Source organism: Paenibacillus sp. 2KB_20 (genome assembly GCF_052115765.1).
GTDB lineage: Bacteria > Bacillota > Bacilli > Paenibacillales > Paenibacillaceae > Paenibacillus_AQ.
In genome coordinates, this window is record NZ_JBFRHH010000013.1 from 87,006 (window position 1) to 100,849 (window position 13,844).

Consider the following 13,844-nt stretch of genomic DNA (forward strand, 5'->3'; position numbering starts at 1 on the left):
AGATACTCTAATACAGAGATACTGACAGGAGAAGATGCAAATGATACAACAAGTGAAAACGAAAATGGTCAAGAGATCAGTCAAAAAACGAACCTCAATTGCAGCTTTAACGCTAGTGTTAACGATGTTAGCCCCATTATCTGCAATAGCCGCACCGGCTGCCATGAACAACAGCAACCTTACGTATGAGGCAACGAAGAAAACCGTGATGGAAAAAGCCAAATTACTGACTGAGACGTACGGTACGACAAGTCTGCAATATGCGCTCATCGATGGTGGAGAGATTGTGGTGTCCAGTCAAACGGGCAAGAACGATATAAACGACAAGATACCTCTTACTTCGAACACGATCTATGGCATTGGTTCAACCAGCAAAATGATGCTTACCGCCGCTGTAATGAAGCTGGTTGACGAAGGCAAGATCGATCTGGATGTGCCGGTTGTGAAGTATATGCCTGACTTTAAAATGAAAGATAACCGATACAAACAGATTACACCCCGTATGTTGCTGAATCATTCCTCAGGTCTGCTGGGCACCTCAACTAGCAATGCCACCTTGTACGGAGATCATGACACGTATTCACATGATACGTTTCTCGATCAATTGGCGAATCAAACCCTGAAGGCAGATCCCGGCGCGTACTCCGTCTACAGCAACGATAGCTTTACGTTAGCCGAGATTTTGGTCGAAAGAGTGAGCGGCATCGGTTATACCGCATTTATACACAAGTATTTCACGGAGCCTTTGGATATGAAGCATACCAAAACACCACAGGATGTAGTTAATCCGGCAGACATGGCGGGAATCTATTCCCCTTTTTATGAGGGACAACTTCCAAAAGAGAATTATAATATCATCGGTACTGGAGGTCTGTATTCCACCGCTGAAGATCTGGTCAAATTTTCAAGAATCTTCACGGGAGAAGTTGATGGTATTCTTTCCAGCAAGTCCGTAGAAGCTATGGCGCAAAAAGAGTATAAAAGAGGCATATGGCCAGAGGATAGCGATACGCTGATGTCTTACGGGTTGGGGTGGGATAGTGTGAACTTGTTCCCATTCAATGAATACGGCATTCAGGCCGTTATGAAAGGAGGAGATACGTTATCTTATCACTCCTCATTAATCGTACTGCCGGAACACAACATGGCTGCAGCCGTTATCTCTTCGGGCGGGTCGAGCCTAACCAATCAATTCATTGCCAATGAATTATTACTCAGCGCACTTGAGGAAAAGGGCGTTATTAAAGAACGGAAGCCGGAAAAATCATTTGGCGTACCTGTGAAGGCCGATATGCCTAAAGAAATCTCCAAGTTTGCAGGGATATATGGTGGCAATAATTCAGTTACGAAGATCAAAATAAATAAGGCTGGACAAATGACGGTCTCCTCTCTCACGGCTCCAAGTAATCCGGTTCAAGAATACACCTATACATCAGATGGTACTTTTGTGAGTGATGATGGTACAGAAAAGTTGAAATTCGTTGTGGAGAAAAATGGGAATACCTACCTGTGGTCTCGATCTTATATCTCCATTCCAGGACTCGGACAGGTGGCTTTCTCAGAATATAATGCGGAGAAGCTCAAAGCCAATACATTACCCAAGGAGATTAACGCTGCATGGGCAAAGCGCGATGGTAAAAAATATTATCTGGTGAATGAGAAATACACATCAATGCTCTATCTTAATGCTACATCGATCCTGCCTATTCATATCAATAAAGAGAATCCAGGGTATATGTCCAATAATAAAATTATTGGAGCAGGCGAAGCAGCCAATCAATTGCAGATTCCGGGTACTGCCGGACGAGATACGATGGACATTCATTTCTCCAAAAAGAACGGAGGAGAGTATCTTACATTTTCAGGTTATGTATTCGCCAGTGAGGAAATGGTGAAACCAATCTATTCGGGTAAACAATCCGCAACAACGATTCAAGCAGATGGACATGCCAAATGGTTTTCGGTACCCGCTACTGCGAAAGGAAAAGTCATGACAGTGAAGTTACCTGCAAATGGAGCCTTTGCTATCTATGATCAGAACGGAATTTGTATTAATCACAGCGTGGTCAGCGGTAAGAATGTTGTTGTTTTACCAGAGAACGGCCGTATTGTATTTGCAGGTGAGGCTGGTTCCCAATTTCAAATTTCATTAAAAAAGTAAATGAACTCAACAGGAGAGAACCATCATGATGAAAAAAATATTAATCATTTTGCTCAAAATATTCGGTGCGATCGTTATCGCTTTTGCATTATTTATTGCGACTGTCTTTATTGTTAATGCAGTTAGCAACAAATCGGAGGAAGGGAAAATAAAACCTTATGGCCAGTTTGTAGCGGTTGACGGCAAAAACATGAATGTGTTGATTCAAGGAAAAGGCAAAGAAACGGTGGTATTGCTTCCTGGGTATGGAACACCCGCCCCAGCCCTTGATTTCAAACCGCTCATCGATGAGCTATCTCCATTTTACAAAGTCGTCGTCATTGAACCTTTCGGTTATGGATTAAGTGACATTACTGAAAAAGAGCGTACTACGGAAAATATGGTTAGTGAAATTCATGAAGCGTTACAGCAACTTGGTATTCAACGTTACACGCTCATGGCTCACTCCATTTCAGGGATATACGGACTGGATTATGTGAACAAATATCCTAACGAAGTAACTTCCTTTGTCGGCATCGAGAGCAGTGTCCCAACGCAGGGAGGTAACGATGATCCATTCCCAACTGAAACGTACAAACTGCTTAAAAAATCAGGATTCTACCGATTGTTAATGAAACTGGCCCCTGATCAACTGATTGCACCCGATGTTGATGATGAAACCAGAGAGCAAATTAGAATACTTTCACTCAAAAATACGTTTAATCCGAACAACCTGAATGAAGGCGAAAACTTTGGCCCTAATTTCAAAGCAGCTGAGAACCTGTCCTTCCCCAAAGATCTTCCGTTGATTTTCTTCTTACAAGCGAATGATACTGAAACGGAAGGATGGATACCCTTGCATGAAGAGCAAGTCAAAGATTCAGTGCATGGAAAAGTGATGACTTTCGAGGGAGATCATTATTTGCATCACACCCGATCCAAAGAAATAGCCGAAAACTTCAGGAAGTTTATGAATGAAGTAAAATAAACTTGGTACCTTTCAGAATTGATTTCAGAAAGAACGAAACGCCCGTCCCCCAGTAGAACACCGGGGAACGGGCGTATTTATTTTTCATATTCATTATTATTTATCTGTTAACGAAATTTCGAACCTTGAACCTGCTTCACCAGCAAATACAATCGTACCATTCACAGGTAATGCAACTTCATTCACACCACTGACCACGGTATGATTCGTGCTGATACCAGCCTGGTCATATACAGTGAAAGCACCTTTCGAAGGCATCTTCACCGTCATCACTTTACCTGCAGCGGTTGCCGGGACCGAATACCATGTCGCATAACCATTCGTTTGAATCGTTGTCTCCGATTGTTTTCCCGAATAGAGTGGTCTCACAAGTTCTTGACTGACGTATACCTTTCCTCCTGCTGCCACGTATTCCACGCCGTTTTTCTCGAAGAACGCATACTCCATCGTATCCCGTCCAGCCAAACCTGGAATTTGCAGTTGGTTCACGGCCAGGTTTGCATCAACAATTTTATTGGTATACACATAACCGGGTACCTCATTAAACATATGAATGGGGATGATCGGCGTTGCACTGTCATATACCGTTGAGGTGTATTTCTCATTCACCAGGTAATATCGGTACATGGAAAAGTTATAACCATGGATGGCGAACATTATTTACACCATACGTTATTTAAAGAAATAGCTGAAGACGTTAGAGCATTCATGAACGAAGCGAAGTAAATATCCTGTAAAAGTCTACTCGTGATTTCACAGATGTGCATTAATGAATATGAAGAGCCGTCCTGTCGGGCGGTTTTTCCATCGTATGTCCAATTCGGCCGATAACCGTGATGAGAGAGAGGAATTCAAAATGAGATTATTTGAAATACTTTTAGTTCTATCCTGTTTCGCTTAACTCGTAGATCTATTGTTTATTAAAAGAAGTGCAAAGAAAACAGGATGGGGTTTGTTTATGTCTTTCATTTGCCGAAGCCGGATGGACCAGAGAAAGTGGGTACTCAAACCTTTCATTTTACGGATCAGAACAGAGATGAAGTCTTAACTGAAGATCAAAGCGATAAGAGGGAGCTAATGGTTCAAGTTTGGTACCCTACTGAAAATAGCAATAACAACAAGAGTGAAGCTCTTTTTCCAAAAGATAAAGAGATGTTCAAGAAGTATATTCAGACATACTCTAATTCTTTAAACCTTCCCGATTTTGTGTTCGATTACTGGAAGTATAGTAAAACCAACTCTTATGAAAATGTAGAAATATTACCTTCTGCAAGTCCTTATCCCTTGGTACTGCTATCTCATGGCATGGGAACCAGTAGAGTTCTACATGCATCACAGGCCGAGGATCTTGCCAGTCATAGGTTTATCGTAGTCACAATCGATCATACGTATAGCAGACCTTTAACCGGTAATGTCCGACGAAGTAGAGTGACGCTGTAGCATTACTTTGTCTGTCCATATTCGGTTCATATAGACGTCACGAGCAGTACATCTGGATTGGTTATTTAACGAAAAACACGCTCAGGATGGATCCATAGTTAAAAAGCCGGATTTTCCTACTTTAAGGAATCCGGCTTTTTAGTATGATTCAACGCTTTTGAAACCCCGTCAACTCGTTATTTCTTTGATGGTGTTACCGTTTTGTATTCAATAACTTGTAATACTTTTGGTTCAATAGCTTTTAACATTTGCTCATTCGAACGGTTGTTGTTAGGAACATCGCCATTAGCTTCACCTTGCATTTGTAAATCAACCTGTGTTTTTGCAATGACATCTATTACTTGTTGTTTCGAGACATGTTTAGCTGCTGCAATCTCCGCTACAGATTTACCTTTTGCTAATTCTTGCTTTAATTCGCTTGGGCTCATGTTTAGTAAAGAAAACAGTGTGTCATCGTTTAAATAGGCATCTGCAAAATATTCAGCCTTTCCATTGGTAGAGAAGAAACCTTCTACTTTACCGTTTGAAGATACAGTCTCGCCTCCAATCAGAGAAACACTGATTGAATTGCCCTGGACCATTACCTGGTAGAACGGTGTTTTGGATCCCTTTTGCGAGTAGTTCAGCATCAACGTTTTTTGATCCGGGTTCTCCATTTGCTCCATAGCAAACTCGTACTCTTCCAGGTTGCCATACATTTTATCAATGAGATTATCAACCTTTGACTTGATTTCCTGATCGGTTAAAGCAGTGAGTGGCTTCTCCTTAGGCTCCCAATTCTCTTGAATCACGTGTTCAATCTCACCCGTCATACTGTTTGTATGCAGGGCAATCTTTTTGCCGATTCCCCCTTTTTCCTGGAGGATGATGCTGGTTTGGACACCTTGAACGTTGCTTGCATCGATAATTTCAAACGATTTTGTTTCAGGGAATGCGCGATACAGCTTCTCAAGTGTTGCTTTGCCAACCTCATCCGTCTTGACTTGTTCAGCCGTCATCGGTGTTCTGGTCAGCATTTCAATCAGAGTAGGGGCAGCAAATGCTGCGGTTGGAATCAAAATGGCAGTTGTAACGATTCCAGCAATTAGTCGTTTTTTCATAGGTTTCTCGCTCCTTTTTTGTTGCAAATATTGTGAATAGGATCGTGCTATTCGGTTGGAAATTGCCGGTGGGCAATCCATCGTTTCTGCTTCTTTGTGCAGATGTTCACGGATATTGCGTTCAATAGTCATTGATCTCTTCCATCCTTTCTGGGGGGAGACTCCATATGTTTTTTCGAAGCGCCTGGATGCCTGCATGATATCTGGACTTGACTGTACCCACTGGAATTTCGAGCAATGTCGCGATTTCCTCCAGCGTATAGTCGTGAAAAAAGCGGAGGATCATCACCGTTCGCTGTTTATCAGTCAGTTTTTGCATTGCCTGCGATATCATTTGGTTCGTGCCGTCCATCAACACAGAAGGTTGATCCCAGTGCGACTCTTCCCGAGAGAAGGAACGGATGCGTTCAAATATTCGGAATCTCCGCCAGCGCTTGACCCGAAATCTCTGCACTTGACGGATGACCAAGCCGTGCAGCCAGAAATGGAAAGGTCGATTCGTATCGTAATTGGCAAGTGACGTCCACATTTGCATATAAATCTCATTCATGACATCTTCCCGATCCTGCTGATGATCCACCAGAAAGGAAACGGTTCGGTAGACGTCCTGATAGGTGGCATCATACATCGTATGAAACGCCTGTTGATCACCGTCTTTCATTTGTTTGAGTAATTCGTACATATATTCACTTTGCATTCAGAGGGCCCTCCTGGGTAAGCAGCTTACACACTATATTGTCTCTCTATCAAAAAAAGGTTCGGGTTTTTTATTTATTTTTTTCTAGAACGAGTAGGTGAACCCAGCTACCTAACTATTATACAGTCCGTTTACATTCGACTATTTAGCTAGGTGTCAATGTCACAAAAGCCTTGTTCGGTATTGTTATATACATTGAAAAAAGAAACCACAAGGAGAAATGACCTATGAACAAAAGTATGAAAATAACAGTTGCTGCGCTAAGCGGCGTATTGATGCTGGGCACCATGAATATTGCCGCAGAGGCAGCACCAGGGAAACCTGCAAGCACGGCAGCCGCTGTGAGCAAAGTGGCACAATTGGAAAAGGAGGAAATAGCCAGAATTAGTAAATTGCTTAAGGAGAATCCGGATGACTCTTATATGGTATACGTAAGCAATGAACTGACCAATAGAAAAGGTCTGGAGACGTTCGCTATGGGGAACATTCATCCAGAGTACACTACCTATGATGATTATTGGAAGAAAGCCTCTACTTTAAAAGAACCGGTACTGAAAGAGCCGAATAAACTGCCAGAGAATTATCGCTTTGTATCGGGGGAAATACTCGGTCCATACAGCAGCGAATATCATAATGAATTGAAGGCAGAAGCTAAAAAGCTGAAAAAGCAGGTCCATTCCAAAAAAGTGAATTGGACGAAATCAAGCATGATTTCATTACAATATAAGAACGGAACCGATTATGTTAAATTCCAAAGCACACGACTTGATCCGAAAGATAAGAAGCAGAAAGGGTATACCTATACAACCGCTGAGGAAGTGAAAAAGAAACATCCCAAGCTTGGTAAGGAATTTATAACCAACACGCTTTCCTGGATCGAAAATGGCAAGTCATTCAGCATCTCAACCAATCCGGGTAATACGTTGACAGAAGAAGACCTGATTAAAATGGCTAAAACGGCGGTCAAAAAGTAAGAAGAATAACCATATTAAGTTTTAAATTGATATAGAAGACAAATATAAAAGGTTTTGAATGAAATAGGGTGCAAGTAGGAAATAAAATTCTTCCTACTTGCACATTTTTGTAATATTATAGAAATGTTCATATAAAGTAAGCGTTTACTTTGGAGGTTGCGCATTGGAAAAGGAGTGGTGAATTCAAAATTAATACGTGTATTTCAATACTGGATAATATGGAGGGAACTGATGAAGAAAACCGTTTATATCAAGATCGTTTGTCTATTGTTGAGTTTGGTTGTAGGGATGACTTCGGCATTTGCGGCAGTTCAACCTGCTAGCGCACAGGCGAAGACGAAACAGGAGAGCGGGAATGTTGAAATCAGCGATCCTGACGCCATTATAACCTTTCCTGACAACAAGAATGACACACCACCAAGCGTTACAGATGTCGTGTATGACAAGTACGGCAATATAATGCCCAATGGACAATCGGATGATGAAGCGGCTCGACTCCTTGCAGAGGCAACATTCAGCGGGACGAATCTTGCCCTGAATGCTCCAGCTTTTTCATCGGGTAATGAAGTGGACTATTTGACGCCTGACTTGGCAGTTGACGGCAAGGGCAATACAAGATGGTCCTCGGCTATAGAAGACGATCAGTGGTTCTATGTTGATCTGGGCGAGAAGAAATCGTTCGACCGGGTGGTCATTCGCTGGCAAACTCCAGCCGATACATACAAGATTCTTGTGTCGGATGACGCTCAGACCTGGGTCAATGTCAAGGACAATGACGGAATTATCCAATGCAAGGGGGGCGTGGAAACCGTCGATTTCCCTTCGCTTGAGGCTCGTTACGTGAAATTCCAGGGCGTTAAGCGAGCGCCTGTCGAAGGAACGCTGTACGGCTATTCCTTTTATGAATTTGAAGTGTATCAGTTGAATGATTTGCAATCTGTGATCGATAGGGTTGCTGGTGTTCTGAACGTGCAAGCCGGACAAACCAAGCTGGATTGGTCTGCAGCAGAGGTGCCGGATGGATACAGCGTGAGTGTATATGGAAGCGACAGGCTCCCTGTCGTTGACCTCGAAGGAAATATCCGTACGCCGCTTGTAGACGCCAAGGTGAATCTGATCATCCAAGTGGAGGATCTGAACCAACCGGATCGGAAACTACTGTCGGACAATATGACCGTCATCGTTCCGGGCTTGCATGAGCAAACACCGGATCGCAATGCCGAGCCGGATGTCATACCTTCGCTGCGTGAGTGGTATGGAGACTCTGGCAATTACACATTAACCGAATCCTCGCGCATTGTGGTGGATCCGAAGGATGAACCGGTATTGCGCAAGGCAGCGGAGATCACACGCGATGATCTGTTGGATCTCACAGGCTATGAGCTGGAAGTGACAGCAGGGCAGCCGCGATCCGGTGATCTCTACCTAGCTATTGATCCGTCCTTGTCCTGGCTTGGGGATGAAGGGAATGTGTTCAAGGTGAGCGAGTACGTTTCAATTACATCATCTTCGGCGACAGGATCCTTCTTCGGCACGAGAACGGCGCTCCAAATCATCAAGCAGAACGAGGATCGCACGATTCCGCGCGGGGAAGCGAGGGATTACCCGAAGTATGAGAAGCGGGGACTTATGATCGACGTTGCCCGCAAATATTTTACGATCGATTTCCTGCGGGACTATGTAAAGCAGTTGTCATGGTACAAAATGAATATGTTCCAAATCCACTTGAACGATGATGTAGGGACTCCGTTCGCGGATGGAACGACGGCAGCATATCGCCTGGAGAGCACCATGTATCCCGGACTTGCAAGCGGGAACGGGCACTACACGAAGCAAGAATTCAAGGAGCTGCAATTGATGGCTATGGATTATGGCATCAACGTGGTTCCGGAAATTGATACTCCTGGACATTCCCGCGCATTCACTTCCTATAATCCGGCACTCGGGGATGAGCGGGGATTGGATATTTCCAAGCCCGAAACGGTGGAATTTGTCAAAAGCTTGTTCAATGAATACTTGGATGGAAGCGATCCGACCTTTGTCGGGCCTGAAGTGCACATCGGCACGGATGAATACTGGGGACCGGATATCGAGAGATTCCGTTGGTACATGGACACTCTTGTGAAGCATATCAATAGCAAGGGCAAGCATCCGATCATGTGGGGAGGCTTGACCATGTACAACGGGACCACACCGATCAGTAATGATGCAACGATGGGAATCTGGTATGAACCGTATGGTGCACCGCAGCAGGCCGTGGATCTCGGTTATGACGTCATCAACTCCCAAAATGTCTTTTTGTATATCGTGCCTACGCTCTATGGGAATTACTTGAACTCGCAATTCCTATATAACGAGTGGGAGCCGAACAAATGGGAGAACACAACGCTGCCGCTTGGCCATCCGCGCGTGAAGGGCGGCATGTTCTCGATGTGGAACGACGTGTCGGATGCGAACGGCGTATCCATGGATGATGCGCATATCCGTTTAATGCCTGGAATCCAGGTGGTCGCAGAGAAGATGTGGACCGGGACGAGAGACGACAAGTCCTTCTCCCAATTTGAACAGCGGACGAAGATTCTTGGCGATGCGCCGAATGCTGACCGTTCTCACAAAATTACAGTGAACAATCAAGATCATCTGGTCATGAAATATTTGTTCGAGCAAAGCTTCAAAGATGATTCAGGCAACGGCTTTGACGGAAAAGGCGTCAATGTCGATATAACGGACGGCAAGTACCAGCAGGGTGTTCGCTTCAATGGAGGAAAGAGTTATATCGAAACGCCGGTGGATGCGATTGGGTTCGGGTGGACCGCTTCCATGTGGATTAAGCCCGACAAGAACAATCCCGATGATGCCGTATTGATGGAATCGCCTGCAGGAACTTTGAAGCTGAAGCAAGGCAAGACTGGAAAGCTCGGATTTACTAAGGAGCATTATGACAGTACCTTTAACTATGTTGTCCCGGAAGATAAGTGGACGCATATTTTGCTGAAGGGCGATGACAAAGGCGTATCGCTGTTCGTCAATCTTGACGAATATGTGGAACGGCTGGAAATGCAATATCCAAAAATGCACACGCTCGTCCTGCCTACGCTGCGAATCGGCAGCGAGACGAATGCGTTTAAGGGTGTACTGGATAATGTTGTCATCCACAACAAAGCGATCGAGCTGTTGAGCACGGAAAATCTTGCGCTTCACAAGTCGGCGGAGTCCTCGGAAACGGAATTTCCGTATTATTCTCCTGATATGGCCGTGGATGGCAATGAATCCACCCGCTGGTCCAGTGCGTACGTGGATGATGCCTGGTTCCTTGTGGATCTAGGAGAGACCAAGGAAATAAATAAAGTCACTATAAAGTGGCAGGGCGCTTACGCGGAGAAATATCAGATTCTGGTGTCGGATGACAAGACGAACTGGGAGAATATTTCCGGCGAAGGCGGCGTCATAGAGTCTAAGGGAACACTGGACATTCTGGAGTTCGACACTAAGCAAGCCCGATATGTGAAGTTCCAAGGCTTGAAGAGGGCAACCGTCTTCGGCAACTCGTTCTTTGAGTTTGAGGTGTATTCACCGGGGAACATCCCTGAATATAAGGAGCTGATTGCCAAGATGGAGTTCCTTCTCACGAAGGTGAACGAAAACGCAAAGCTGCATCAATTACTGCTTCAGGTATTGAATCGCTATCCATACGACGCGAATCGTCCGATTGATCCTATGAAGACATTGATCAAGCAGATTGGGGAGTAATAGCGAAACTAAAAAAACTCGTATCCTTCACGGATACGGGTTTTTTTAATCATGGAGGGATCTCTAAGAAGAGGTTGGATTGAACGTTAATGGTTAATATCGCACTTGTTCATAATGAAGGAGATTTGATTCTCCAATCGGTTGAGTTGTTCCTGTGTTTCTTGGTCTTCAGCACCCTGTTCCCGCAGAGCGGCAAGTTCTTGCTTTAGCTGATGGAGATCGTCGCTGGCTTTCGCGCAGTTATAGTCGCTTTCCAAATTGTCGATCATCATGGTTCCTCCTTGATTGTATGATGTGGTTCTTCACTAGTATGGAGGATACTTCCAAAGTTATTCACGGCCTCGGTTAAACGAGCTTTTTTCGAATCGCCCCTGATATCAAATCAATCAAGGTAATCATGACGATAATCCCCAGCAAAATAATGCCGACGCGGTCCCAATTCCGTGAGCTCAGCGCGAATATAAGCGGTGTCCCGATTCCGCCTGCGCCGATAATGCCGAGGATGGTGGCGGATCGGAGGTTGATTTCGAAACGGTAGAGTATATACGACAGAAACCCGGGCAGTACCTGAGGCACAACGGCGAACCGGACAATTTGCAGCCTAGTCGCACCAGCAGCGATCAGCGCTTCGGTCGGGCCCGTATCGATCTGCTCCACCTCTTCGGAGAACAGTTTGCCGAGCATGCCTACTGAATGCAGACCGAGTGCCAGCACGCCTGCAAAAGAGCCGGGGCCCACCGCCTTGATGAACAATAGCGCCATTACGATTTCAGGAAAGACGCGGATGAGGCTGAGCAGCACTTTGCCTGATCCGGAGGCGAATATGGACCCGGTCATGTTGGCAGCGGCCCAGAAAGCGAATGGGATGCAGATGCCAGCCGAGATGATCGTCCCTAGAATGGAAATCGCCAACGTATCCAGCAAACCGCGCAGCAAATCCTCTCCGTCTGGTAAATAAACAAAATCCCAATCGGGTGAAAACAGACCGGAGAAAATAGCTTTTGTCACCTGACCTGCCGTTTCTTTAATGCCAGAGTACGGGATCCCCGAGAAAGCCCAGACATAAACGATCGCCAGCACGACGTAGATAAGCCAGCGGAGAAGGCTTTTTTTCGGTTGGGGAACGATGTCGTTCCATGATTGGCTCATAACAATTTCTCCCGCAATTTCGTACTAAGATAGTCGATCATCAGGACGACAATCAGGGTGAAGATGATAATCATGCATGTCTTGTCGTACTCAAAAAATCCGAGTGTCACTTCATAATAATGACCGATCCCGCCAGCTCCCACCAGACCGAGCACGGCAGCGGCACGAACATTGATTTCGAACGTGTACAGCGTATAAGAAGCGAAATGTGCCCGAATCTGCGGGACTGCACCGTATATGATCAGCTGCGGGAGATTTGCCCCGGCAGCGGTCATCGCCTCCAGCGGGCCAGGGTCTATCGCTTCCAGTGCTTCATAGGTGAGTTTAGCAATCAGACCCAGTGAAAAGACGGATAGGGCAAAAATCCCTGGTAACGGGCCCAGCCCCAATATCGCGACAAAAAAAGCGGCAAGCAAAAGGTCAGGAATGGTCCGGATCAAGTTCAGCAGGAAGCGAACAGGATAGGTGATCCACCGGCTTTTGACCAAATTGCCTGCACACAGCAGCGCAACCGGAACCGCCAGGATGGCGCCGAGCGTCGTGCCGATCAGCGCCATGCGTATCGTCTCCAGCATCGCCTCCCAAATGTTGTCGAGATAGCTCCATTTCGGCGGGAACATTTCCCGCAGCAGGTCAAGCATGTTCGGCAGTCCTTCCACAAGCTCCTTGAAGGTAGCGTCCGTCTGCAGCGCACTACCCCAGACGAGAAGCAGCAGTATAGCCGCTGTCATGTATTGCTTCAGTTTACCCGGCGGTTTCGGGCGAGGAGGGGGAGCCTGAGCTGATTGCTTGAATGGCGCCGTTTCCAGTTCCATCTTCATACAGCCGTTTCCTCCAATACCACATCCTTGCCGAATGGCCGCCCGTATATTTCCGTAAACCGTTCGTCCGTCGCTTCCGATACCGGTCCATCAAAGACAACCTCCCCGGCGCGTAATCCGATAATCCGCGTAGCATACTGCCGGGCCAGATCGATCGAATGCAGATTCACGATCGTCGTAATTTCGGATTCCGTGTTAATCCGTTTGAGATCATCCATGACCTGCTTCGTGGTCAAAGGATCGAGGGAAGCAACCGGCTCGTCCGCCAGTATGATCTTGGCCTCCTGCGCGAGCACTCGGGCAATCGCGACCCGCTGCTGCTGTCCGCCGGACAGCTCATCGGCACGGGCATACGCCTTCTGGACAATGCCTACCCGGTCCAGCGCCTGAAAGGCCAGATCCACATCGGCCTTCGGAAATCGGCCAAGCAGGGTGAGCAGGGTGGAATGGTATCCGACGCGTCCGGCGAGCACATTGCGGAGTACGGAAGAGCGCTTCACAAGATTGAAGCTCTGAAAAATCATCCCGATATCCCTTCGGATGCGGCGCAGTTCTTTGCCCTTGGCCGCTGTAATCGATTTACCGTCGATCACGATTTCGCCTTCGGTAATGTCGTGAAGCCGGTTCATCGACCGCAGCAGGGTCGACTTACCAGCGCCGGACAGCCCGACGATCGGCCACGAATTCGCCGCGGCCGATCGTCAGATTGATATGGTTCAGTCCTTTGGTTCCATTAGCGTAATTTTTCGAAACGTTACGAATTTCAATCATGGCTCCCAGTCCCT

General features: G+C 46.0%; 11 protein-coding genes and 2 pseudogenes. 6 read left to right on the top strand and 7 right to left on the bottom strand.

What is annotated here, in order from left to right; translation table 11 throughout:
- Positions 1–40 precede the first annotated feature (40 nt).
- A complete protein-coding gene (locus AB4124_RS27415; protein ID WP_441974799.1) occupies positions 41–2,161 on the top strand; it encodes a serine hydrolase domain-containing protein in 2,121 nt (706 codons plus the stop codon).
- Positions 2,162–2,186: 25 nt separating this feature from the next.
- Complete coding sequence (locus AB4124_RS27420; RefSeq protein WP_441974800.1) at positions 2,187–3,128, top strand: alpha/beta fold hydrolase; 942 nt, start codon at positions 2,187–2,189, stop codon at positions 3,126–3,128.
- 96 nt (positions 3,129–3,224) lie between these two features.
- Here the strand turns inward: AB4124_RS27420 and AB4124_RS27425 are convergent, their stop codons facing one another.
- Positions 3,225–3,785: a hypothetical protein gene (locus AB4124_RS27425; protein WP_441974801.1), complete on the bottom strand. Its 561-nt coding sequence runs from the start codon at positions 3,783–3,785 to the stop codon at positions 3,225–3,227.
- On the opposite strand from AB4124_RS27425, the pseudogene AB4124_RS27430 reads away from it, so the two are divergent.
- Positions 3,747–3,854 (top strand): annotated as a pseudogene (locus tag AB4124_RS27430) (alpha/beta hydrolase); the annotation flags it as partial. The gene AB4124_RS27425 and the pseudogene AB4124_RS27430 sit on opposite strands and share 39 nt — an antisense overlap.
- Positions 3,855–4,073: 219 nt before the next feature.
- A complete protein-coding gene (locus AB4124_RS27435; RefSeq protein ID WP_430183515.1) occupies positions 4,074–4,568 on the top strand; it encodes an alpha/beta hydrolase in 495 nt (164 codons plus the stop codon).
- A 176-nt stretch (positions 4,569–4,744) separates the two neighbouring features.
- On the opposite strand, the gene AB4124_RS27440 is transcribed toward AB4124_RS27435, so the two are convergent.
- The gene (locus AB4124_RS27440; protein ID WP_441974802.1) at positions 4,745–5,800 is read right to left on the bottom strand and encodes a hypothetical protein; all 1,056 of its coding nucleotides are present in this window, start codon (positions 5,798–5,800) and stop codon (positions 4,745–4,747) included.
- Positions 5,790–6,365, bottom strand: a complete 576-nt coding sequence (locus AB4124_RS27445; RefSeq protein WP_441974803.1) for a sigma-70 family RNA polymerase sigma factor — start codon at positions 6,363–6,365, stop codon at positions 5,790–5,792. Before AB4124_RS27445 ends, AB4124_RS27440 begins: the two co-directional genes overlap by 11 nt.
- Positions 6,366–6,592: 227 nt before the next feature.
- On the opposite strand from AB4124_RS27445, the gene AB4124_RS27450 reads away from it, so the two are divergent.
- Positions 6,593–7,339 carry a hypothetical protein gene (locus tag AB4124_RS27450; RefSeq protein ID WP_441974804.1) on the top strand — a complete coding sequence of 249 codons (747 nt, stop codon included), beginning with the start codon at positions 6,593–6,595 and terminating at the stop codon, positions 7,337–7,339.
- Between the two features lie 231 nt (positions 7,340–7,570).
- The gene (locus AB4124_RS27455) at positions 7,571–11,089 is read left to right on the top strand and encodes a discoidin domain-containing protein (protein ID WP_441974805.1); all 3,519 of its coding nucleotides are present in this window, start codon (positions 7,571–7,573) and stop codon (positions 11,087–11,089) included.
- Between the two features lie 86 nt (positions 11,090–11,175).
- Here AB4124_RS27455 and AB4124_RS27460 read toward each other — a convergent pair whose 3' ends face one another.
- The 4 genes and pseudogenes from AB4124_RS27460 to phnC all read right to left on the bottom strand — a co-directional run bounded on the left by AB4124_RS27460 (position 11,176) and on the right by phnC (position 13,830).
- Complete coding sequence (locus AB4124_RS27460; RefSeq protein WP_076323398.1) at positions 11,176–11,358, bottom strand: DUF2524 domain-containing protein; 183 nt, start codon at positions 11,356–11,358, stop codon at positions 11,176–11,178.
- A gap of 76 nt (positions 11,359–11,434) precedes the next feature.
- A complete protein-coding gene (phnE, locus tag AB4124_RS27465; protein WP_430107634.1) occupies positions 11,435–12,238 on the bottom strand; it encodes a phosphonate ABC transporter, permease protein PhnE in 804 nt (267 codons plus the stop codon).
- On the bottom strand, positions 12,235–13,059 hold the full coding sequence (gene phnE / locus AB4124_RS27470) for a phosphonate ABC transporter, permease protein PhnE (protein ID WP_441974806.1): 825 nt from the start codon (positions 13,057–13,059) through the stop codon (positions 12,235–12,237). The genes phnE (AB4124_RS27465) and phnE (AB4124_RS27470) overlap by 4 nt, the downstream gene beginning before the upstream one ends.
- Positions 13,056–13,830: pseudogene (gene phnC, locus AB4124_RS27475) on the bottom strand (phosphonate ABC transporter ATP-binding protein). Before phnC ends, phnE (AB4124_RS27470) begins: the two are co-directional and overlap by 4 nt.
- Between the last annotated feature and the right edge of the window lie 14 nt (positions 13,831–13,844).

What these genes read in the sequence shown, in the direction of transcription:
- AB4124_RS27415 (WP_441974799.1), top strand. Translation starts at nt 41, where the DNA reads ATGATACAACAAGTGAAAACGAAAATGGTCAAGAGATCAGTCAAAAAA.
- AB4124_RS27420 (WP_441974800.1), top strand. Translation starts at nt 2,187, where the DNA reads ATGATGAAAAAAATATTAATCATTTTGCTCAAAATATTCGGTGCGATC.
- AB4124_RS27425 (WP_441974801.1), bottom strand. Translation starts at nt 3,785, where the DNA reads ATGTTCGCCATCCATGGTTATAACTTTTCCATGTACCGATATTACCTG.
- AB4124_RS27435 (WP_430183515.1), top strand. Translation starts at nt 4,074, where the DNA reads ATGGGGTTTGTTTATGTCTTTCATTTGCCGAAGCCGGATGGACCAGAG.
- AB4124_RS27440 (WP_441974802.1), bottom strand. Translation starts at nt 5,800, where the DNA reads ATGACTATTGAACGCAATATCCGTGAACATCTGCACAAAGAAGCAGAA.
- AB4124_RS27445 (WP_441974803.1), bottom strand. Translation starts at nt 6,365, where the DNA reads ATGCAAAGTGAATATATGTACGAATTACTCAAACAAATGAAAGACGGT.
- AB4124_RS27450 (WP_441974804.1), top strand. Translation starts at nt 6,593, where the DNA reads ATGAACAAAAGTATGAAAATAACAGTTGCTGCGCTAAGCGGCGTATTG.
- AB4124_RS27455 (WP_441974805.1), top strand. Translation starts at nt 7,571, where the DNA reads ATGAAGAAAACCGTTTATATCAAGATCGTTTGTCTATTGTTGAGTTTG.
- AB4124_RS27460 (WP_076323398.1), bottom strand. Translation starts at nt 11,358, where the DNA reads ATGATCGACAATTTGGAAAGCGACTATAACTGCGCGAAAGCCAGCGAC.
- phnE (WP_430107634.1), bottom strand. Translation starts at nt 12,238, where the DNA reads ATGAGCCAATCATGGAACGACATCGTTCCCCAACCGAAAAAAAGCCTT.
- phnE (WP_441974806.1), bottom strand. Translation starts at nt 13,059, where the DNA reads ATGAAGATGGAACTGGAAACGGCGCCATTCAAGCAATCAGCTCAGGCT.